This is a genomic window from Ardenticatenales bacterium, assembly GCA_020634515.1.
Classification (GTDB): domain Bacteria; phylum Chloroflexota; class Anaerolineae; order Promineifilales; family Promineifilaceae; genus JAGVTM01.
In genome coordinates this window covers 591,080-611,227 of record JACKBL010000004.1, presented here as the reverse complement: position 1 = coordinate 611,227, position 20,148 = coordinate 591,080, and the positions used below count along the sequence as shown (strand labels likewise).

16 protein-coding genes are annotated in these 20,148 nt (G+C 61.5%); 8 read left to right on the top strand and 8 right to left on the bottom strand.

The window, feature by feature from the left end:
- Nucleotides 1-257: 257 nt before the first annotated feature.
- A complete protein-coding gene (locus tag H6650_14060; protein MCB8953128.1) occupies nt 258-869 on the top strand; it encodes an ATP-binding protein in 612 nt (203 codons plus the stop codon).
- 38 nt (nt 870-907) lie between these two features.
- On the opposite strand, the gene phnE is transcribed toward H6650_14060, so the two are convergent.
- The 4 genes from phnE to H6650_14040 all read right to left on the bottom strand — a co-directional run bounded on the left by phnE (nt 908) and on the right by H6650_14040 (nt 7,621).
- Entirely contained in the window at nt 908-3,493 is a 2,586-nt protein-coding gene (phnE, locus tag H6650_14055) for a phosphonate ABC transporter, permease protein PhnE (GenBank protein MCB8953127.1), read from the bottom strand.
- Between the two features lie 37 nt (nt 3,494-3,530).
- Nucleotides 3,531-4,304: a phosphonate ABC transporter ATP-binding protein gene (phnC, locus tag H6650_14050; GenBank protein MCB8953126.1), complete on the bottom strand. Its 774-nt coding sequence runs from the start codon at nt 4,302-4,304 to the stop codon at nt 3,531-3,533.
- Between the two features lie 126 nt (nt 4,305-4,430).
- Nucleotides 4,431-5,330, bottom strand: coding sequence for a phosphate/phosphite/phosphonate ABC transporter substrate-binding protein (locus tag H6650_14045; GenBank protein ID MCB8953125.1), 900 nt, complete (start codon nt 5,328-5,330; stop codon nt 4,431-4,433).
- A gap of 431 nt (nt 5,331-5,761) precedes the next feature.
- Nucleotides 5,762-7,621 (bottom strand): peptidoglycan DD-metalloendopeptidase family protein, encoded by a 1,860-nt coding sequence (locus H6650_14040; protein ID MCB8953124.1) that lies wholly within the window; start codon nt 7,619-7,621, stop codon nt 5,762-5,764.
- Nucleotides 7,622-7,864: 243 nt separating this feature from the next.
- On the opposite strand from H6650_14040, the gene H6650_14035 reads away from it, so the two are divergent.
- The 5 genes from H6650_14035 (at nt 7,865) to H6650_14015 (ending at nt 13,431) form a co-directional block, all read left to right on the top strand.
- Entirely contained in the window at nt 7,865-8,374 is a 510-nt protein-coding gene (locus tag H6650_14035) for a gluconokinase (GenBank protein ID MCB8953123.1), read from the top strand.
- A 281-nt stretch (nt 8,375-8,655) separates the two neighbouring features.
- Entirely contained in the window at nt 8,656-9,054 is a 399-nt protein-coding gene (locus H6650_14030) for a phasin family protein (protein ID MCB8953122.1), read from the top strand.
- 701 nt (nt 9,055-9,755) lie between these two features.
- Nucleotides 9,756-10,526: a 3-hydroxyacyl-CoA dehydrogenase gene (locus tag H6650_14025; GenBank protein ID MCB8953121.1), complete on the top strand. Its 771-nt coding sequence runs from the start codon at nt 9,756-9,758 to the stop codon at nt 10,524-10,526.
- Nucleotides 10,527-10,698: 172 nt separating this feature from the next.
- A complete protein-coding gene (tkt, locus tag H6650_14020) occupies nt 10,699-12,690 on the top strand; it encodes a transketolase (GenBank protein MCB8953120.1) in 1,992 nt (663 codons plus the stop codon).
- 54 nt (nt 12,691-12,744) lie between these two features.
- Complete coding sequence (locus tag H6650_14015; GenBank protein ID MCB8953119.1) at nt 12,745-13,431, top strand: ribulose-phosphate 3-epimerase; 687 nt, start codon at nt 12,745-12,747, stop codon at nt 13,429-13,431.
- A gap of 161 nt (nt 13,432-13,592) precedes the next feature.
- Here H6650_14015 and H6650_14010 read toward each other — a convergent pair whose 3' ends face one another.
- Nucleotides 13,593-14,771: a 30S ribosomal protein S1 gene (locus H6650_14010; protein MCB8953118.1), complete on the bottom strand. Its 1,179-nt coding sequence runs from the start codon at nt 14,769-14,771 to the stop codon at nt 13,593-13,595.
- Nucleotides 14,772-14,797: 26 nt separating this feature from the next.
- On the opposite strand from H6650_14010, the gene H6650_14005 reads away from it, so the two are divergent.
- A complete protein-coding gene (locus H6650_14005; protein MCB8953117.1) occupies nt 14,798-14,989 on the top strand; it encodes a hypothetical protein in 192 nt (63 codons plus the stop codon).
- Nucleotides 14,990-15,166: 177 nt separating this feature from the next.
- Here the strand turns inward: H6650_14005 and H6650_14000 are convergent, their stop codons facing one another.
- On the bottom strand, nt 15,167-15,895 hold the full coding sequence (locus tag H6650_14000; protein ID MCB8953116.1) for a DUF3307 domain-containing protein: 729 nt from the start codon (nt 15,893-15,895) through the stop codon (nt 15,167-15,169).
- A 371-nt stretch (nt 15,896-16,266) separates the two neighbouring features.
- On the opposite strand from H6650_14000, the gene H6650_13995 reads away from it, so the two are divergent.
- Complete coding sequence (locus H6650_13995; GenBank protein ID MCB8953115.1) at nt 16,267-16,554, top strand: hypothetical protein; 288 nt, start codon at nt 16,267-16,269, stop codon at nt 16,552-16,554.
- Between the two features lie 203 nt (nt 16,555-16,757).
- Here the strand turns inward: H6650_13995 and H6650_13990 are convergent, their stop codons facing one another.
- Together H6650_13990 and H6650_13985 are read right to left on the bottom strand one after the other, a co-directional pair.
- Nucleotides 16,758-18,707, bottom strand: coding sequence for a peptidoglycan DD-metalloendopeptidase family protein (locus H6650_13990; GenBank protein ID MCB8953114.1), 1,950 nt, complete (start codon nt 18,705-18,707; stop codon nt 16,758-16,760).
- A gap of 30 nt (nt 18,708-18,737) precedes the next feature.
- Entirely contained in the window at nt 18,738-19,736 is a 999-nt protein-coding gene (locus tag H6650_13985) for a cell division protein FtsZ (protein MCB8953113.1), read from the bottom strand.
- Nucleotides 19,737-20,148 lie beyond the last annotated feature (412 nt).

Genomic DNA, 20,148 nt, shown 5'->3' with positions numbered 1-20,148 from the left:
CACTTGTCGGGGCATCTGGTGGGATTCCCCGGGCTCCACTTCAGTCCGGTTTGACTGCATCCCAAACTACTCGAAGGATACTCACTGCACCACTAAGAATATGTAAAACAGATTGCATTTTAGAGGGGGAGATATGTACTAGAACCTGCTTTTGGGATAGGATAGAGGTCCTGGAGAGTTTGGTGGGTGAATGCCGGCATTTTTCCCCAAAACGCTCCCAATTCAGAGTGGCTTATCGCTAACGCAGAAGAAAACGGATGAATGAACGCGAGATGGAACAATGGTTGCAGGAAGCGGATGGGAGGATGCCTGCCGGCATTTTCGCCCGCGCGGGTGGCTCCTTGTTGATGATGATTGGGCTACCCGGTGCCGGCAAATCCCACCTCATCAACCACGTGCAATCCCTCCTCCCCTGCATCGTCGTGCGCAGCGACGACGTGCGCGCCCAACGACTTTCCCACCCCCAATACGCCCAATCGGAAAAAGACGCCATCTACGCGCTCTGCCACGCCCTCATCGCCCGTCGCCTGCGTCGTGGTCAGCGCGTCGTCTTTGACGCCACCAACCACCTGCGCGCCCGCCGCCACGCCCTGCTGGAGGTGGCCGCACAGTGCGGAGCCGCCGTCGCCATCTGCCACGTCAGCGCCAGCGAAGAGGCCACCCGCCAACGGCTGCTGGCGCGCCACAACGGCGCGCGCCGCGCGGAAGACCGCTCCGACGCCGGCTGGCGCGTCTATCAATTATTGCGTGAACAGTTTGAACCGCCGCGGCTCCCCCACCTGGCCCTGGATAGCAGCGCGACCCCATCCCCCGACCTGGCGCGCCGCCTATGCGACTACTGGCTGGCGTGTGAGGGACGAGGACAATAATCCGCGTTTTTCGCGCACGTCCGCGTCCCCCCCTTTTTCTACGTCAGCCGCTCGCGGGCGCGGGCGCTGAGGTAGTCCATGCTCCACACCATGATCACGATAGCCCAGGTAGCCGTGCCCGCTGCCGCGTACTGATTCAGCCCCACCCAGAGGCGGAACTGCTGGCCGATGCCGCCGCCGCCGACGAAGCCGATCACCGTGGACATGCGGATGTTGATGTCCCACTGGTATAGGATGAACGCCAGGAATTTGGGCACGAGTTGGGGCACAATGGCGAAAACAAGCGTTTGCAGCCTGTTTGCGCCCGTGGCCGTGATCGCGTCCACGGGGCCACTGTCGATTTCCTCGATGGTTTCCGAGAACAGCTTGCCCAGGTTGGGGATATTGTTCAGCATCAAGGCCAACACGCCGGCGAAGGGGCCTGCGCCCACCCAAGCGGCGCAGATCAGCACCAGGATCATCGGCTCCACGGAGCGGAAGAGGTTGAAGCCGGTGCGGAACAGGTTGTAGACAGAGCGCCCCAAGGGGCTGCGCCCGGTGATGTTGCGGGCGGCAAAGAAACTGAGGGGGATGGCAAAGACGGAACCGAGTGTGGTCGCCAGCAGGGCCATGAGGAGCGTTACCAGGGCCAGATTGAGGACCGTTTTTAGCGCCTCGCTGGGCTGTGGCCCGCCAATCACTTCCTTCCAGATCACTTCCACCTGGCCCGCTTCCGCCCGCCCCTCGTCGGCGTTCACTTCCATGAGTGGGCTAATGCGGGTTTCCAGACGCAGGCTGCCTGTGCTGTCGGTGGTGCAGCAGTTGGCCTGCACGCGCAAAAAGGCGTCATCGGATAAAGCCCAACGCACGGAGACATCGGTGTTTGCCGGCAATTCATGCGCCGAAATCACCAGCGGATCTCCCACATTGCCGCACGAGCGGGAAAGCGAAACCCGCGCCCCGCTAAAGGCCGAGGGCGCACTCTCCCCCGCGCCGCACGGCACGGGTAGTGGCACGCTCACCTTATGCTCCTCCGTGGGGCGCGTCGCCACGTCCGGGATGGCAAAGGCGCGCAGAAGCCGCAGCCCATCCGGTGCGCCGCGCACCAGTTCCACAGGATCAATTTGCGCCACCTGCCACGACCAGGCAAAAACGAACACGAAAATGGTCACCCCCACCAGGCGCGTGATCAGGCGCCTGGTCGGGCTGGCGCGCCGCGCCACCGGCGTGCCTTCCAGAATGCGCTGCCGCAGCCAACTGGAAACGGCGTCCAGAATCGCCACGACCAGCACAATGGCGATGATGGCCGTGGCCATGGCCGAGAAGCGATTCAGACGAATCCATTGGATGACGAGGAAGCCCAACCCGGCGTCGCTCACCAGGCCGATGACGGTGGACATGCGCACGTTGATGTCCCAGCGGTAGAGGGTGAAGGAGGTGAAGGTGGGCAAAATTTGCGGCAGCACGGCGTAGACGACCACCTGGGGCATGGTTGCGCCCGTGGCCCGCGCCGCTTCGATGGGGCCGGGGTCGATGCTCTCAATGGCTTCCGAGTAGAGTTTGCCCAAAGCAGCGACGGTGTGCAGCCACAAGGCGAGTGTGCCCCCAAATGGCCCCAATCCCACCCACACGGCAAAAATAATGGCCCACATGAGGGTTTCGATGGAGCGAATGACGTTGAGGATGGTGCGGGTGATGGTGTAGATGACGCGGGTGACGGGATTGCCGGACATCAGGTTGCGCGCGGCCAGGAAGCTGACGGGCACGGCGAAGATGACGCCAAGGACGGTGGCCATGAAAGCGAGGGCGATGGTTTCGCCGATCTTGTCGAGGACGAGGCTGAGGGTTTGCGTGGGTTGGAGGGAGCCGTAAGGTTGGTGCTGTTCGGCGCGGATGACGTGGGTTTGGGTTTCGCCGGGGCCGGGTTGGTTGGTGACGGGGACGGCAAGGGGGACGATGACGCGGGTGGTGAAATTGCCGGCACTATCCGTCACAAACGTCGCCTGCTGTCCACTCTCCAACACCCGCTGCGGGTCCCCAATCGGGCTAATCCACCACAACTCCCCGCTAAAATCAGGCAAAAACCCCGACCCGCTGATCTCCACCGTCTCCCCCACGGCGGCGCAGGGCGCGTTGAGCGCCAGGTGCGGCGTCACCGTCGCTTCGCGGGAAGGCGGCGGCAACGGCTCCACACAGGGAACCAGGATCGGCATCTGCCCCACCACGTCGTTGGTGGGGTAGGTCATCAACTCAGGCCGCGTCAGCGCCTTCAGGTAGGGCAGCATCGACGGCCAACCGCTGGCCAGCCGCGCCGGGCGCACCTCCGTCACGCTCACGCCTACCCCATAGACGATCAGCGCCCCTAACAGGAAAGGCGTGCCCAGCCCTGGCTGTTTGCCGCGCGTTAACTGCCACGCATCCCACGCCGTCCACAGCCAGATCGCGGCCAGTGGCGCCAGCAGGGCCGTTGTGCCCTGCCACAAAACAAGGCCGCCCAGCACGGCAACGATCAGGAGTAGGCCCACGCCGCGCTCCCGCTGCCCCAGGGCGATCTGGCCGCTGCCGGGAATAATCAGGGAAAAGGCCCAGTTTTGCCCGTGCGCCTGCCGCGAACCACGTCCGTTATGCTTCGATGATTGCGTCAAGATTCCTCACCTGGCTGCCCCTCGTCCCGTTACCCCATCAAGAAGTCGCCTGCCCGCCAACGGTGACCATTTCCGCCTCTTCCCCGTACACTTCCTTGAACCGTTGCCGCGTCAATTCTGCCGGCACGCCATCAAAAACGAGTTCTCCCGCCTTCAGGCCAATAACGCGGGTGGCGTAGCGGTGTACCAGGTCAAGGAAGTGCAGACTGCAAATGACGGTGATGCCATCCTGACGGTTGAGCAGTTCCAGGTATTGTAAAATCGAATGCGCCAGCACCGGGTCCAGGCTGGCAACCGGCTCGTCCGCCAGCATCAGGCGCGGCTCCTGCATCAGGGCGCGGGCAATCGCCACGCGCTGCTGCTGTCCCCCGGAAAGCTGGTCGGCGCGGTTGTCCGCCTTGTCGGGGATGCCCACGCGCTCCAGCGCCGCCAGCGCCCGTTTGTGGTCCTCGGTAGAAAATTGGTGCAGCAGGCTGAGCCAGGGGTGGGCGTATCCCAGCCGCCCGGAAAGGACGTTGGTGAGGACACTGCTACGCTTGACGAGGTTGAACTGCTGGAAGATCATGCCGATCTGGCGGCGAATGTGGCGCAGTTCTTTGCCATTGGCGGCGGTCACGTCCACGTCATTCCAGAGGACGCGCCCTTCGGTGGGGTCGATGAGGCGGTTGATGCAGCGGAGCAGGGTGGACTTTCCCGACCCGGACAGGCCAATGACAGTGAGGAATTCCCCATCTTGCACCTCAAAACTGACGTCTTTCAGGGCGACGGTGCCGTCGGGAAATACTTTGGTCAGGTTTTCTACACGCAGCAAGGTGAACCTCCGGGGAGCTTTCCGGTGCGAGGCGCGGGAGAATCGCGTCGCGCCGCGGTGGTACGCGCAAAAGAAAAAGGGAGAGAGGTTTTGGGGATGCCTCTCTCCCTTTTGGGGTCAGATTAGTTATTTCGCCAGGTCTTCGATGTTGATGCCTGCTTTGCTCAGGTCGGCGCGGAAAGCATCGTAGAAGCTGTCGTCCGCGGCTTGCAGGGCTTCAATGGAGTAGAGGTTGTTGAGGACTTCTTTGCCTTGATCCGTGTCAGCAATTTCCAGCAGCGCGATCACCACCTGATCCCGGGTGTCCGCCGGGAAATCCTTGATAAAGGAGACGCTGTCGTTGGGGATGTCCGCCGTCGTCGCCAGCACCACCACCTTCTCCTTCACATCCGGCAGGTCCGCTTCCACCGAACTGCGCGCATCCACGAACGTCGCGCCGGCGTCGCAGTCGCCATTGTAAACCTGCGTCACCACGTTGTTGTGGGAGCCGGCTTCAATCGTCTGGCTGAAATCCGTATCCGGATTAATGCCATTCGCTTGCAACAGAATGCGCGGGATGATGTAGCCGGAGGTGGAGTTGGGGTCTACCCAGCACATCACCTTGCCCTTCAGGTCCGCCAGCGAAGCGATGCCGCTGTCCGCGCGCACAATGATCTGGCCTGTGTAGGTGGTGGAGCCAAAACGCTGTGTCACCAGAGCCACATCCACGCCGTACTTCTCATGCGCCAGCACGTAGTTGAAGGTGTTCAGCCAGCCGATGTGCGCCTGTCCCGCGCCCATCGCCTCACGCACCGCCGCAAAATCCGTGCCGACGTTGGCGTTGATTACCAGACCTGTCTTGTCCGCAACCAACTGCGCCAGTTCATTGCCGCTGGCAATAATCTGCTGCGTATCGCCCGAAGGCACAAACGACATAATAATGGGGTTGTCTGCCGTACCCAATTTTTCCTGTCCGCCGCAGCCCACAAGGGCAAACAGCGCCAGACTGAGAAGGGCCAGGACAACGAGGGTCACTTTCTTGTTCATTTACTTCTTCCTCCTTGGTGTGGAAACCAACTGAGCGATTGTTCGCCCACGGGCGAACGTGCGGAAAAGGAGTTTCCGGTCGCCAACCGTGCCTTCAGCAACAGTAAACCTGTGCGACGACCAGCAGCGCGGCTGGCGCACAGCGTCCCGTCTGCGTGTTGTCATCTGCTACATCAACGAAATTTCCACAAGCCCGACGCGGCATGCCCGCGTGGTGGTGGGTATGGATTTGGGGGAACAACGAGTGACGGATTGTTGTTAAAGGACTCCAGGGAAATGGTTCTTGCGCCGTTTTCTCCTGTAGCGCGACCAATTGCGATAATACTGTAACCTCTGTACTCATGCAAGCCGTTTTGTCGATTTGTTTATAGGTCTTGTCAGGGAGGCGGTTACGCCACTCTTTTCTTAAAGGACAAAAGGCAATCTGGCGATTATGGAGGAGGAAGGGCAAGAATGGCGTGCGCGGCCTGGGGGTCGAAGATGGCCAGGCTGCCGCCGCCGATGTGCAGGAGGATGTGGTCGGGACCGATGGGGACGGTCCAGGTGTCGGCGGGGATGGGGGTGCGGCTGCTGCCGGCAAAAAGGCGCAGCAAACCCGCCGTGGAATCGCTCCCGCTTGGCGGCGTGATGGCGTAGAGCGTGAGGCTGCCGCCGCTGCTGGCGGCCAGGTAGGGCTGCCCGGCCACCAGCAGCGGGCGCATCTGACCGGCGTTGACGCCGCGCACGGATGTTTGCCACCGGAGCGAGCCATCCGCCGCCAGGGCGATCAGGCGGCTGTCGTAGGGGTCTGTGTGCGCCACCAACGCGCCGCCGTCCGGTAAGGGGATGATGCCGCCGCGCGCGGGCGTTCCGGCCGGCAAGCTCATCACGCGCACCACATCAGCCGCCGCCGTCACGTCCAGGCGATAAAGCCCGTTGCCGGCATACAACCAGAGTTGCGCCCCCGCTGCCGCCAGGTAGCCGCCCACGTCGCCCACCGCCTGCGGCGTTCCCCCAGGGCGCAGCCGCCACAGTGCGCCATCCTCCCCCGCCGTTGTGAAGTACAATGCCTCTTCCACCATCACCCCATCCAGCACGGCCCGATCTACGTTTTGCCGCCACAGCCGTACGCCGTCTGCATCATAGGCAAATAGATCAGCGCGCTGCGCCAGCAGGACGCCCCCGCCGGGGAGCGGCAGGAGTTGGGGCGCGCCGTTGCCGGCAGGTGGCGCGGTCCACAAAGAGGTGAAGGCCAGGGGACCGTCCGCGGCTGCTTCCAGGCGCACGGCGTCCAGGCGGCCCAGCCGATCGGCGACGTAGAGGATGGATGAATTGGCGGCGGGCAGGGCGTCAACGACGTTTCGCCGGTCGGGCAGCGCGGGTTGGATGCTGCCGTCCGCCAGATTGAGCGATTGTAGCTGGTTGCCGGCAAGCAGGAGGAAGGTGTTTTCGTTTAAGGGGGTGAGGGGGTGAATGCCGGCATCCGCGAAAACCCGCGCCCACGTAACCCCCACCGCGGCCGCTATCCGCTGGTTCCAGATCGTCTGCGAAGGCGGCTTCCAACCCGCCAGCGTCGGGTCTTCCGCCCAGTACCCCGTGAGCGGCGCATAGGGCGACTGCTCCCGTATTTCAAAATGCAAATGGGGCGAGGTGCGCGGCTGACCGATGTTGCCCACCTGCTGCCCGCGCGCGACGCACGTCCCCGGCGCGAGAACCACGCTGTCCGGGTCCAGATGCCCATAGAACGAGAGAATTCGGCTGCCATCCGCAAGCGTGTGCCGCACAATCACCACCCCCTGATCTCGCCCCCAACCCAACGGTTGCGCATACGTCACCAGCCCATGCCCGATGCTGTACACCGGTGTGCCCAGCGTGGTTGTGCTGCTGGGGCCGCGCCAATCCTCGCCGGCATGGTACTTGTCATAGCGACTGCGCCACACGCCGAAATCGCTCCCGCCGCCCCGCACGTGGCTGGCGTCCGGCGGGTCAATAGGGAAATCAAACAGGTCCACGACGCCGCAAGGGGCCAGGTTGGTGGGGGTGGGCGGCTGCTCCTGCGCCGCGCGCGGGTCACCACTGATGGAAGCGGCGACTGCCGTCGGCGTCGGGGTGAAGGTGGGTGTGGGGGTGGGCGTGGGGGTGGCGGTGGCTATTGCCGTGGCTATTGCCGTGGCTGTTGGGGTGCGTGTTGCGGGTGGCGTGAGGGTGGGGGTGGCGGTGGCGCGCGCCGCCAGGGGCGTGGCCGCGCCGCGAGCGCAGCCAGCCGCGATCAGCCAGAAGAGTGTAAGAAATAGAAAAATTCGTGTAGTCACAATAGCGCAGAACTAAAAATGGCAGTGACTATACAGGTCATCTGCCCAGATTGGACCAATTTGCTCTGGTTGAATCTTATTGATGTCTACAAAATTGGTCCAATCTCTCGGAGACGTGAATAGTTACAAATGGCATACAATCAATTCAATTATACTCACGGCGTAACCGCCAAGATTGGTTCATTCTTGGAGAATGAGCCAATCTCTAAGGAACGGAAATTAAACAAGAGAAGTTGTCTCCTTATGTCTTATGTGATCATCATCATGGGCGTTGCCGGCAGCGGCAAGACAACCGTCGGGCAGGCTTTAGCACGGCGATTGCAAATCCCGTTCTACGATGGCGATGATTTTCACCCGCCGCCAAACGTGGACAAAATGCGGCGCGGGCAGCCGCTCACGGACGACGACCGCTGGCCCTGGTTGGACCACCTGCACACCCTCATCGCCGACCACCTGGCGCGTGGGGAGCCGGCGGTTCTGGCCTGTTCCGCACTGAAGCGGACCTACCGCCAACGGTTGCGCGGCGCGTGCACGGATGTCTACCTTGTCTATCTGCGCGGCGACCTGGCCCTGATGCAGCGGCGGCTGGCTGTGCGCCAGGGACACTACATGCCCGCTGCGCTGCTGCCCAGCCAATTTGCCACACTCGAAGAACCGACCGCCGCTGAGGCAGTGATTGTGGATGCGGATCAAGACTACGCCCAACTGATGACGCATCTAGTGGCCGTCTTGCGGCGTCGGGTTCTGTCATGAAATTGAATGGGGGGCGGAGCGCCGGGCCTCTTGCTAGAAGGGGGAGCCATGTATCGCGCGGAACAGTATTCGCCCCACAAAAATGACGGTGTCCACAAAAACCCCGCGCACCCAATAATGAAACAGGGGTTGACATCAATGACGCAATGCGTTATATTACTGGTATAACGCATCGCGTCACGATTTTGATGCGATGCGCCAGAAGTATCTATCCAGCGCATCGCCTTGACACATCACATGACTGTGCCATCATTGAGCGGTAGCAAGAGAGAGAGGAAATAATGGAAACCCCAATCGAACAAGAGCGCGTGAGAAACGCATACGAGACTGTTTACAATACTGCCCGCAAAGCTGTTCTGGCCGGAATTGGGCTTGTTTCCTTGGCCCAGGAAGAATTGGGCGACCTGTTTGAACGCGGTGAAGAGTTTACCAACAAACTGGTAGAACGCGGCACTGACGTGGAGAAGGGCGTCAACAAGGCCATGAAGCAGCAGCGCGATCAGATGAAGAAAACTGTCCACAAGGCTGAAGGGCGTGTGGGCAACTACTCCGAAGACATTCTGGCCCGCTTTAACATTCCTTCCGCCAGCGACATTGAAGACTTGAGCAAGAAAGTTACGTCGCTCAGTCGCAAGGTGGACCGTCTACGCAAGGCGCAGGAAGAAGAAGTCGTCGCCTGAGTGTATTACTGCCATGGGCGTTCTCAAGCTGGCCCGACCTGCCGCTGACTATGAGCGGATTGGTAAGACGGTCAGCCTCTGATTGCCACTACCTCTGGGGGCTTCATTCCGGGCTACAAGCTCCCGTGTGGGATCTCTCCCATCAAAGATGGACGGCTGGGCTACCAGCCGTCCATTTTTTTTATGGGGAAGCCACTGTTCCCTGGTTTGTGAAACAATAGTACATTGTTATAATCACCAGGCAATGACGAGGGACGAGGAACGTGTTCGTAACTCGTCCTTTGCCCTTTGTAACTGGTGGCGTTTTTGAGATGGGCGACAGTCAACGGCAAACGAACGATGTGCTTTTGCCCGCTATCCAGGTTCGTAACGGCTAAGTGGCTGTCCGCAATTAAGTTAGCGGAAATGTGCGGACACCTTGTCAGTAATCGTCCGTAAAAAGTGTGAGGTTATTTTCGGACGGTTACTAAGGGCGCATCCGTACCCGTTGCCGAGCCTTTGGTTTGTTGCCTGAGCCTGCCGAAGGCAATATGAGCTTCGACAAGCTCAGCCTACGAGAGGGTTAGCCATTACGGTCCAAAACCGAGTTTTTTGGTGTTCTCACGGTTTACCCGCGTTTTTCCGCGTTCATCAGCGTCGATTTTTGGAAGCGTGGACGAGTTGGGCACTCGTCCGACATAGGTATTTTCAGAGGAGGCATGATGCAAATTGCTAACCACACTTTCCTCGTTACTGGCGGTAGCTCTGGACTGGGCGCGGCCTGTGTCCGTCGCCTGGTGGCGGCGGGTGGTCGCGTTGTCATTGCGGATTTGAATGAGGCGGATGGGACTGCCCTGGCGGCGGCGTTGGGGGAGGCGGCTTGTTTTGCGCACACGAATGTGACAGAGGAGAACAGCGTGCGGGCGGCGGTGGATTTGGCCGTGGAGAGGTTTGGCGGGCTGCATGGGGTGGTGAATTGTGCCGGCATTGCCATCGCCGCCACCGTCCTCAGCAGTAAACGCGGAACCCATACCCTCGCCGACTTCAACAAAGTCATCGCCATCAACCTCGGCGGCACCTTCAACGTCATCCGCCTTGCCGTTGAACGCATCAGCCAACAAGACCCCGACGACAGCGGCGAGCGCGGCGTGATCATCAACACCGCCTCCGTCGCCGCCTTTGACGGCCAGATCGGGCAAACCGCCTACGCCGCCTCCAAAGGCGGCATTGTCAGCCTCACCCTCCCCCTGGCGCGCGAATTCGCCCGCTACGGTATCCGCGTTATGACCATCGCCCCCGGCATTTTCGACACCGCCATGCTCGCCGGCCTGCCCGAACCCGCCCGCCTCTCCCTGGGGCAGCAAGTTCCCTTCCCCTCCCGCCTGGGGCAGCCCGACGAATACGCCGCTCTGGCGCAGCACATCATCGAAAACCCCATGCTCAACGGCGAAGTCATCCGCCTCGACGGTGCCCTGCGCATGGCTCCCAAGTAGCGGAGCGCGCCCCCTAAACGGCGCGGAAGCTCGATTTCAGGCCAAAAGCCTGCCGATAATTAATGGTTGAACGGTTGAATTGTTGAATGATTAACCGGGTCTCCGAATTCTCTCATTAACGATTCACCCATTCACCCATGCATCAATTCATTGTTTTGCTTGGGAGAACGTTATGACAGATGCCCGCCACCAACTAGCCGCCAACACCATCCGCACCCTGGCTATGGACGCCGTGCAAAAAGCGGGGAACGGCCATCCGGGGATGCCCATGGGCATGGCCGACATAGCCGTGGTCCTGTGGCGACACTTTTTGCGGCACGATCCGGTGCATCCCGATTGGCCGGACCGTGACCGTTTCGTGCTGTCCAATGGGCATGGCTCGGCGCTGCTTTACAGTCTGCTGCACCTGACCGGCTATGAGGCGGTGACGCTGGCGCAACTCCAGAATCTGCGGCAGTGGGGCAGCCTTACGCCGGGGCATCCAGAACACGCGCACACGCCAGGCGTGGAGACGACGACCGGCCCGCTGGGGCAGGGGATCGGCAATGCCGTGGGCATGGCCCTGGCGGAACGATGGCTGGCGCGGCGGTACAATCGCCCCGGCTTCAGCGTCGTGGACCATTACACCTACGTTTTTTGTGGGGATGGGGATTTGATGGAGGGGATTTCGCATGAAGTGGGCGCGCTGGCGGCGCATCTGGGGTTGGGCAAGCTCATCTTCCTCTACGACGATAATGGCATCACCATTGATGGACATACGTCGCTGGCCTGGAGCGAGGATGTGCCCGCCCGCTTTGCCGCTTATGGCTGGCACACGCTGCGCGTGGATGGGCACGACGCGGAGGCGATTGCCGCGGCCATCACCGCCGCGCGCGCGGAGACGGCGCGCCCCAGCCTGATTGCCTGCCGCACGCACATTGGCTTTGGCAGCCCGCACAAGCAGGACAGTAGCGCGGCGCATGGCGAGGCGTTGGGGGAGGAAGAAATCCGCCTGACGAAAGCGGCGTTGGGCTGGCCGGTGGAGGCGAAGTTCCTGGTTCCCGACGAGGTGTACGCCTACATGCGGGAGAATCTGGATGGGGAGGCGGAGCGGGCATGGCGGCAGTTGTTCCGGGATTATGCCGGCATTTACCCGGACCTGGCAGCGGAATTGGAGGCGGCGTGGGCCGGGGAAATGCCGGCATCCTGGCAAACCCACCTCCCCACCTTCACCCCCGCGCAGAAAATGGCGACCCGCGCCAGTGCCGGCAAAGTCCTTGACGCCATCTTCCCCCACATCCCCACCCTCATCGGCGGTTCCGCCGACCTCACCGGCTCCAACAAAACCCTCCCCGGCGGCGTCGCCCACCTCACCCGCGACGACTTCTCCGGGCGATACATCCACTTTGGCATCCGCGAACACGGCATGGGCGGCATCCTCAACGGCATGGCCCTGCACGGCGGCCTCCGTCCCTACGGCGGCACCTTCTTCGTCTTCACCGACTACATGCGCCCCACCATTCGCCTGGCAGCCATGATGCGCCTGCCCGTCATCTACGTCTTCACCCACGACAGCATCGGCCTGGGCGAAGACGGCCCCACGCACCAACCCATCGAACATCTGATGAGCTTGCGCGGGCTGCCCAACCTGATCACCTTCCGCCCCGCCGACGCGCAAGAGGCGATTGTTGGCTGGCGAGTGGCCCTGGAAAACAAAACCGGCCCCACGGCTCTCGTCCTCACGCGCCAGGGCGTGCCCACTCTCGCGCCCGACCCCGTGCTGGGGCCGGATGGCGCGGCGCGTGGCGCGTACATCCTCAGCGACGCCGCCGATGCGCGCGTGATCCTCATTGGCACAGGCTCGGAGGTGCATATTGCTTTGACCGCGCAGCAGCAGTTGGCGGATGCCGGCATTCCCGCGCGCGTCGTCTCCATGCCCTCCTGGGAACTGTTTGCGCGGCAGCCCGCCGCCTACCAGGAGCAGGTGCTGCCCGCGACCATCACGGCGCGGGTGGCCGTGGAAGCCGGAGCCACCTTCGGCTGGGCGAAATACGTAGGCGCGCACGGCGTGGCCATTGGCCTGGACCACTTTGGCGCGTCCGCGCCCTACCAGACCCTCTACGAGCAGTTCGGTCTCACGCCAGAGGCGGTCGCGCGGGCGGCGAAGCAACAATTAGAAAACTAACCTTCCCGGAAGCTTCCCAGCTTCCGGGAAGGTACTCGTTTGTTGAATGTTTATATGACCATTCGATTGGCTCCCTCTATTCTTTCCGCCGACTTCGCGCGGCTGGCGGACCACTGCCGCGAGGCGACGGCGGTGGGGATTGATTGGTTGCACGTGGACGTGATGGACGGCCATTTCGTGCCCAACATCTCCATCGGACCGCTGATTGTGCGCGCGCTGCGCCCGCTGGCGGATGAAACGGGCTGCATCCTGGACGTGCATTTGATGATTAGTGACCCGGATGCGTACATTCCCGCCTTCGCGCAGGCGGGCGCGGACATCCTCACGGTTCACGTGGAGGCGTGCCCCCATCTGCATCGTACGATTCAGCACATCAAGGACCACGGCTGCCGCGCCGGCGTCACGCTGAACCCGGCCACGCCGCTGGTGACGCTGGAGGAGATTTTGCCCGATGTGGACCTGCTTTTGATCATGTCCGTCAATCCCGGTTTTGGCGGACAGGCGTATATTCCCGGCAGCGGCGCGAAAATCCGCCGCGCCCGCCAAATGCTTGACGCGATTCACTCCCGGGCCTGGCTGGAGGTGGATGGGGGGATTAAGCCGGGCAACGCCGCCGAGGTGGTTCGCCAGGGCGCGGATGTGCTGGTGGCGGGCAGCGCGATCTTTGGCGGCTCGCGTGGGGTGGCGGCGAATGTGGCGGCTTTTCGGGAGGCGCTGGCGGGGGTGGAGCAGGGCGGTTAAAGACGGCGCGGATTCGTGTGCAATCCACGCCATCTCCGACAGCCAATCTTCTTGTGCGCGAAAGGGCTAACCCGCTCGTGGGTTGAGCTTATCGTCACCCAGCCTATATCGAAGTTCAATTTGCCTGCGACAGGCTCAGGCAACGGGCCAAGTTGTTACTTTTACGCTTCGATGTCTTTGGCGGGCTGGGTTTGTCGCGCCATCATCCAGTCTAGTTGTTCCTGTTGGGAGACGCGGCTGAGGCTGAGGCCGATGCGCTCGCGGGGGGTGTCGATGCTGATGATGCGGGCGAGGACGATGTCGCCGGGTTGCAGGGAGGTTTCGTGCCCGCCCCGGCTGAAGTCGCCCATTTCGCTGATGTGGACCAGTCCTTCAATGCCGGCATCTACCCGCACAAACGCGCCAAAGTCCACCACACTCGTCACCTGCCCTTCAACCAGATCCCCTTCCGCATGATGCTGCGTAAACGCTTCCCACGGACGTGGCAGCAGCGCCTGCCGATTCAGGCTGACGCGCCCCTGTTTCATATCCACGTCTTCCACTTGCACCTTTAGCGCCTGACCCAGTTCCAACACATCGCGTGGATGGCTTACATGGTCCCAGCTTATCTTGGAAATGTGCAGTAGACCCGTCACGTGGCCCAGGTCGAGGAACGCGCCATATTTCTTCAGATTGACCACTTTGCCCGTGATCATTTGCCCCGCTTCCAGAGACGCCAACTGCTCCATGCGCAGGTCTTTTTGTGCTGCCGTAGCCGATAGTACCAATCGCTCTCGTTGGCGATCTATCTCCAACACTTTCACGTTCAGTGTTTCGCCAACTTTTTCTGACTTGCGCGCGAGCCGCTCTCCCTGATCCTGGATGCGGCGCAGATCGGGGACGTGTGAATTGGGCACGAATCCGCGCAGGCGATTAAATTCGACGACCAGGCCCCCTTTGTTGTAACCCGTGATGGTCAGTTCCACCGTTTGGTCCACGGCGGCGATCTCTTCGATGGCGTCCCAATCTTGCTGCCGCAGCCCTTTTTCGATGGAGACGAGCAGGGCTTCGTCACCGCGTGGGACGTGCGTTACCGTTACGGGCAATTCCGTGCCTTCCGTGAGGTTGTTGAGCAGCGTTTCGGGCAGTTCCTTGATTTCCGAATGGGGGACGATGGCATCCCGCTTGGCCCCCACGTCCAGGTAAACCGCGTCGGCGTCAATACGCAGTACTTCTCCGGTGATGGTCTGGCCGTATTGGAGGCGGCGGCTGGGATATTGTTGCAAGAGTTCGGCAAACGTGATGGGGGTGTCCCGCGGGGAAGGGGGGGTGTGGTTGGTTGTTGTCACTGGTGTATTCATGTAACTCCTTCAAAGGTAGGGCGCGGATGAAACGAAAATCCGCGCAGTCCGTGATTGTCTTCATCTATGTAGAGAAGCGAACGCCACGGCAGCCGCGCGGGTTTGGTCCGTGCGCGGCGCGGGATAATGCTATGCTGAACACCCGTGATGATGGCCTGCCGGCGAAAGGGACTTCCCCGAAGCGCGATGCGCTCACTTCTCTTTGCGCCGGTGGATGAATGCGGCGAATCCGCCGGATGTCTGACATGCCGCTGGTTGGAAAAAGCCAGGTCTGCCAAAGTTGGCTAGACGACCTTTTCGCGGCGATTTAGCTTCGTCTCTACTATTACTATAAGGGATCAGGCCGGTTTTTGCCAGATACAATGGAATGAAGGGGGCGCCGGTCCCCAATGTCGTCACATATGTTGGATGACGATGAGGCGGAGGAGCAGGCCGATGGCGACGGCGATGCAGATGCTGGCGAGGAGTTCAACGATGTAGCGGGGGGAGGGTTGTTCGTGGCGCAGGGCGGGGCCTTCGAGGAGGAGGCGCGGCATGGCGACGAGGGGGACGAGGGGGAATTGGCCGAGGATGACGAAGGTGGTGATCAGGCTGCGTTCGAGGATGGTGGTGTATTTGCGCTGGGTGTTGGCGAAGTCGGGGGTGGGGTCGCTCATGATGGCGGCGACGCAGAGTTCAATGATGACCCATGCCGGCATGGTGATAAACACATACCCCAATATCAACAATAACCACCACTCGTTTTGGAAAGATGCCGGCAAACCCGCCCACGGCTGTCCCATATCAATATACCCCGTCGCGCTCAACACAACGACAATAATTCCCAGGTGAATCGCCTGATCAATAAGAAAGCGCGTCAACGGCGTAAACCGGACGGGTCCTCCCCACTGTCGCTCCTTCAACCACTGCTGCCCCGTGTCCACCACCATATGCGTCAACCCTATGAAAACCGCCCACGGCCACCAACCCGGATCAAACGGCAGGGCAAGCGAGACCGTCACCACCAGCACCACCAGCCCATGCACGAACGCGCCCATCGTGGCCCGGCTCTTCCAAAGCGCCAGCTTGTTCCACTGTAGCACAAAATCTCCGACCAGGTGCGCCAAAAGCATTGCAATGACCATCTCTACTCCAGAAAAAGGGTGAGCGATGTCGGCTCATCCCCGCAAAATCAAGACCAGGTTGAACGGTTAATCGCCTACAAGATAGTACAGATTGCACTGCGGCACTGTGAACCAAGATACATTTTATCAGTGAATCACGCCCCATTTTGCGGCGCACCTCCGGGTGAATTACAATGTTTCCAGGTTGTCAGACGAAGGGAGAATTACGAAGGACGAAACGGTGCTTTTGGCTACTGACCACTGTTCCCGAAGGAGACTTCACCGGCTGTCGCCAACCACCATGAATGAAAATGGTGCGCCATCGTAGCCCGATTTGGAAAATCGGGCGGGCGATTTGGAAAATCGCCCTACATTTTCGAAGGAGAAACGCTATGAGTGACCGCATTATGACCCTGCACCCGGATGGCAAAAAAGGCGTCCGTATTGAGGCCATGAAGTATGAGGAGATTAAGCAGGCGATTCTGGCTTGTTTGCGGGAGAGAGAGACGTTGTTTCGGGATTTGCCGGCATTCGTCGCCGCCCACCTCACCGCCCCCTTTGATGGCTCCATCGGTTGGTACACCACCACCGTCAAACTCGACCTGGAAGCCCGCGGCCTCATCGAGCGCGTCCCCGGCCACTCCCCACAAAAACTACGCCTGGCGCGTCAAAGAGACTGAATCGGCATATCGCACATTGACCGCGTTAGCTCTTGCATGTTTCACGCGCCAGAACGCAGATGAACGCGAATCGAACATCAATCGCAACGACCTGGCCCGTTGCCTGAGCCTGTCGAAGGCCATATCGGCTTCGACAAGCTCAGCCCACGAGAGGGTTAGCAGTTGCCATCCTCCCCGTTCCCGTTTCCCTTCACGGGGGCGCGTCAGCGGCGGTCGGGCGGGGGGCGGTGGGCGCGCAGGTAGGCGCGAGGGTCCACGTAGTCGCGCAGCAGCCGTCCCCGGTCCAGCCCCGGCCAATCCCCCGGCTTGTGCCACAGAATCTCCGTCGGGCTGATGTCGAAATGGAGATGAAACGGCCCGCCCTGCGCATCCTGGCCGATCACGCCCACCTGCTGCCCGCGCTGCACCCGCTGCCCTCGCCGCACCGTCATGCTGGCCAGGTGCGCGCAGCGGGAGTAAACCGCCGCCCCGCCCGCCGCCACCGGATCGTGGCGCACCACCACCACATTCCCCCAGTAGCGCAGCCAGCCGGCAAACGTCACCTCCCCGCTGGCGATGGCGTAGACCGGCTGCCCCCGGTCGCTGTCCCAATGGGGTGTGTTCAGGTTCAGGTCGGCCCCCGTGTGGTAGGCGTAGCTGGCGCGCAGGCGGTAGTAGCTGCCAAACGGATTGGCGTCGATCCAGCCGCCGGGCCAGATGTTCCCGCTGCTTCGCTCCGCCGCCGTGCCCACGGGCGCGTCGAAGCCGTCCGCCAGGCGCAGCCACGCCACATCAGGGGGCGCGGCGGGCCGCCAGCGCACGCTGGAGAAGGCCACCCATCGTTCCCGCTCGCCTGTGTAGTTGGTCAGGTTCACGCGGCCGCTGAGGGGGTTTTGCGCGTCCAGTTCGTAGACGCCGAGCGAAACCCACTCATCATTGAATCGGCTCTGATTGAGCGTGACGACCAGGGGGCCGCTTTCCCCTTGCACCCCATGAATCTGGTAACGTGCCTGGCGCGTGGTTGCTTTCTCACCGGGAACCCAGACGCCGATGTCGTAGAAGCCGTCGGCGGCGATAGGGGGCTGCCATAGCGCCCACACGCTGCTGGGGGTGTCGGCGACGGTGACGGCATATTTGTATGCCATTTCCCGGCGGGTGGATGCGGTGAGGGCCGCCGCCGGGAATTGGGGATAGAGGCCGTCATGGTAGCCGGGTTGATCGACGCCGATCTCTCGCGCCAGGTTGGGCGGGGCAGCGCGGGGGGCGTCCGCGCGGGGGGGCAATGGGTAGGCGGCGATGGCGTCCCACAGTTCCGCGCCGTTGTAGCGCTGGTTGTGCGGATCGCGCAGCGCCAGTTCCCAGCGCCAGAAGGTGAATGCCGGCATTCCCAACACCCGCGCCTGGTCCATGAAACGAACAAGCTGCCGTGGCGAAGCGGACCAAAAATACCGCCTGCCGCGCGCCCCCGTCACCTGCCCGCAAGCCGCGCCCACGGGAATGAGCAACTTTTCCGGGCACAGTTGGTTGTACTTCTGGTCAATCGCCTGTAGCGCGGCCATCGCGTCCCCCTCGCCGCGAGCGACCCAGTATACGTGTGGCATCACGATGTCGCAGGCGTCCAGGAAAGGGGCGAAGGGGAAATCGGGCTGCCGCGCAGGCAAGGGGTGCGGGCTGAAGGCGAGGTGGGCGGCAGGCAGGGGGACCAGTTCTTCGCGCAGCGCGGTTACGTACTGCCGCGCCCGCGCCGCGCCTGCCGCGCCGCTCCACTGATCCGCGCCGTCGTCGGGGATGACCAGCACGAGGCCGGGCATTTGCCATTGGCGGGCGCGTTGGGCCAGGGCGCGCGCCTGGTCTTGGGGGGAGACGGGCGCGCCATAGAGGACGGTCCATCCCCAGACGGTGATGCCGGCACGACGCAGCGCGTCCAGCATCTTCCCCATAACCCGATCCTGGTTTGTGCCTGGCGCGGGAAACGGGCGTCCCCCGTCGGCGATTTTCATGATGACGTGTTGAATGCCGGCATCAACCGCCACCCGCGCCACCTCTCCCACATCACGCCCCCCCATTTGCGCCAGCACCCGCGCCGCATCCTCCACAAAATACCCCTTGCCCGGCAGCGGCAGGTCGTCAACCGCCGCTGTCGCCGGCGACAGCGTTTGTACTGGAACAGTCATGGTACGTTCAGGACGATACATAGCAGCAGATCAGCTCTTAAATAAAAGGAAACGCCCCCGGCTGGGGAACGTGGGGCGCAGACCGGTGGCGATCAGCGTGATCTCCACCGTATCCGTAAGCGAATTGTCCACCGCCGCGCCAAAAATCAGGTAAGCATCGGGGTGCGCCCGCGCGTTGATGACGGCGGCCGCCTGGTTGATTTCCAACAGGCTCACGTCTGGTCCGCCTGTCACGTTAAAGAGAATGCCTTGCGCACCGCGAATGCTTGCGCCCAACAGATCGCCGTTGACGGCCTGGTGGGCCGCCAGCACCGCCCGCTCCGCGCCTTGCCCGCGCCCCGTGGCAATGATGGCCGCCCCGCCTTTGAGCATGATCGTGCGCACGTCGGCGAAATCGACGTTAATCAGGCCGGGCTTGTTGACCAACTCGCTAATGCTCTCGATGCTTTGCCGCCAGATGTGGTGCGCCAGCCGGTACGTTTCATGAAAGGCAATCCCTTCCGGCAAAATCTTCATCAGTCGGTCGTTGGCGATGAGCATGAGGGAATCGACGAGAGGTGTCAGTTGATTGACGCCTCTTTCCGCCGCCTGCGCCCGCGCGTGCCCTTCAAAACGAAAAGGAAGCGTGAGGATACCGAGGATGACGGCTTGATGTTCTTTGGCGATGTGGGCCACGATGTTGGCGGCTCCGGCGGCGGTCTGTCCACCCAGGCCGCCGATGATGAAAACCATATCGGAGCCGAACAGGGCGCTGCGCAGGTTGCGGATGGCGGTCTGGATGGGGTAGGGCTGTGGCGGCGCGCCAACGCGCAGCAGGTCGCCGCCCTCTGCGGCGGCCAGTTTGGGGTCAATGAGGATGCGGATAGGGGCCTGCGATTTGTGCAGGGATTCCGCATCGGTGTCCACGACGATGAAGTCGATACCTTTGATGCCGTGCTTCATTAGTTGTTCGATGGCGGTGATGCCACCACCGCCGACACCGACGACCCGCAAAGCGGCGGTGCGTCGTAGTTTTTCTCTCCTTTGCATGGCGAATCCTGTCGTTATGGGATATTGATATTTAACCGAAATGCAAAAGAAACACAAAAAAATACCCAAAACGGGTATAATTAGCCTAGAGCAATCGCACGATCTGGAGATTGGTCCAATCTGGCTTGGCGGTTACCTTCTGGGAGGTCTTTTGACCCGTGTACTCCTGAGGGTGAATTGTGGCAATTGCATACCAGTTAGGGGTTAGATCGCGTCCGTCATGCAAATACATGGGCGATCTGGTGGAGTGTATTGTCGCGAAGGCCTTCGTTTCTCTGTTGTCGATATAAGTGCGCAACGTTGAAACTCGTATTTCGCGATCAGATTTCACAAAAGAATATAGACAAAACTTGTTCATGTGATTGCCCTATGGATATGATGTGGTAGAATGCTATGCAATTCTCATGGGCAA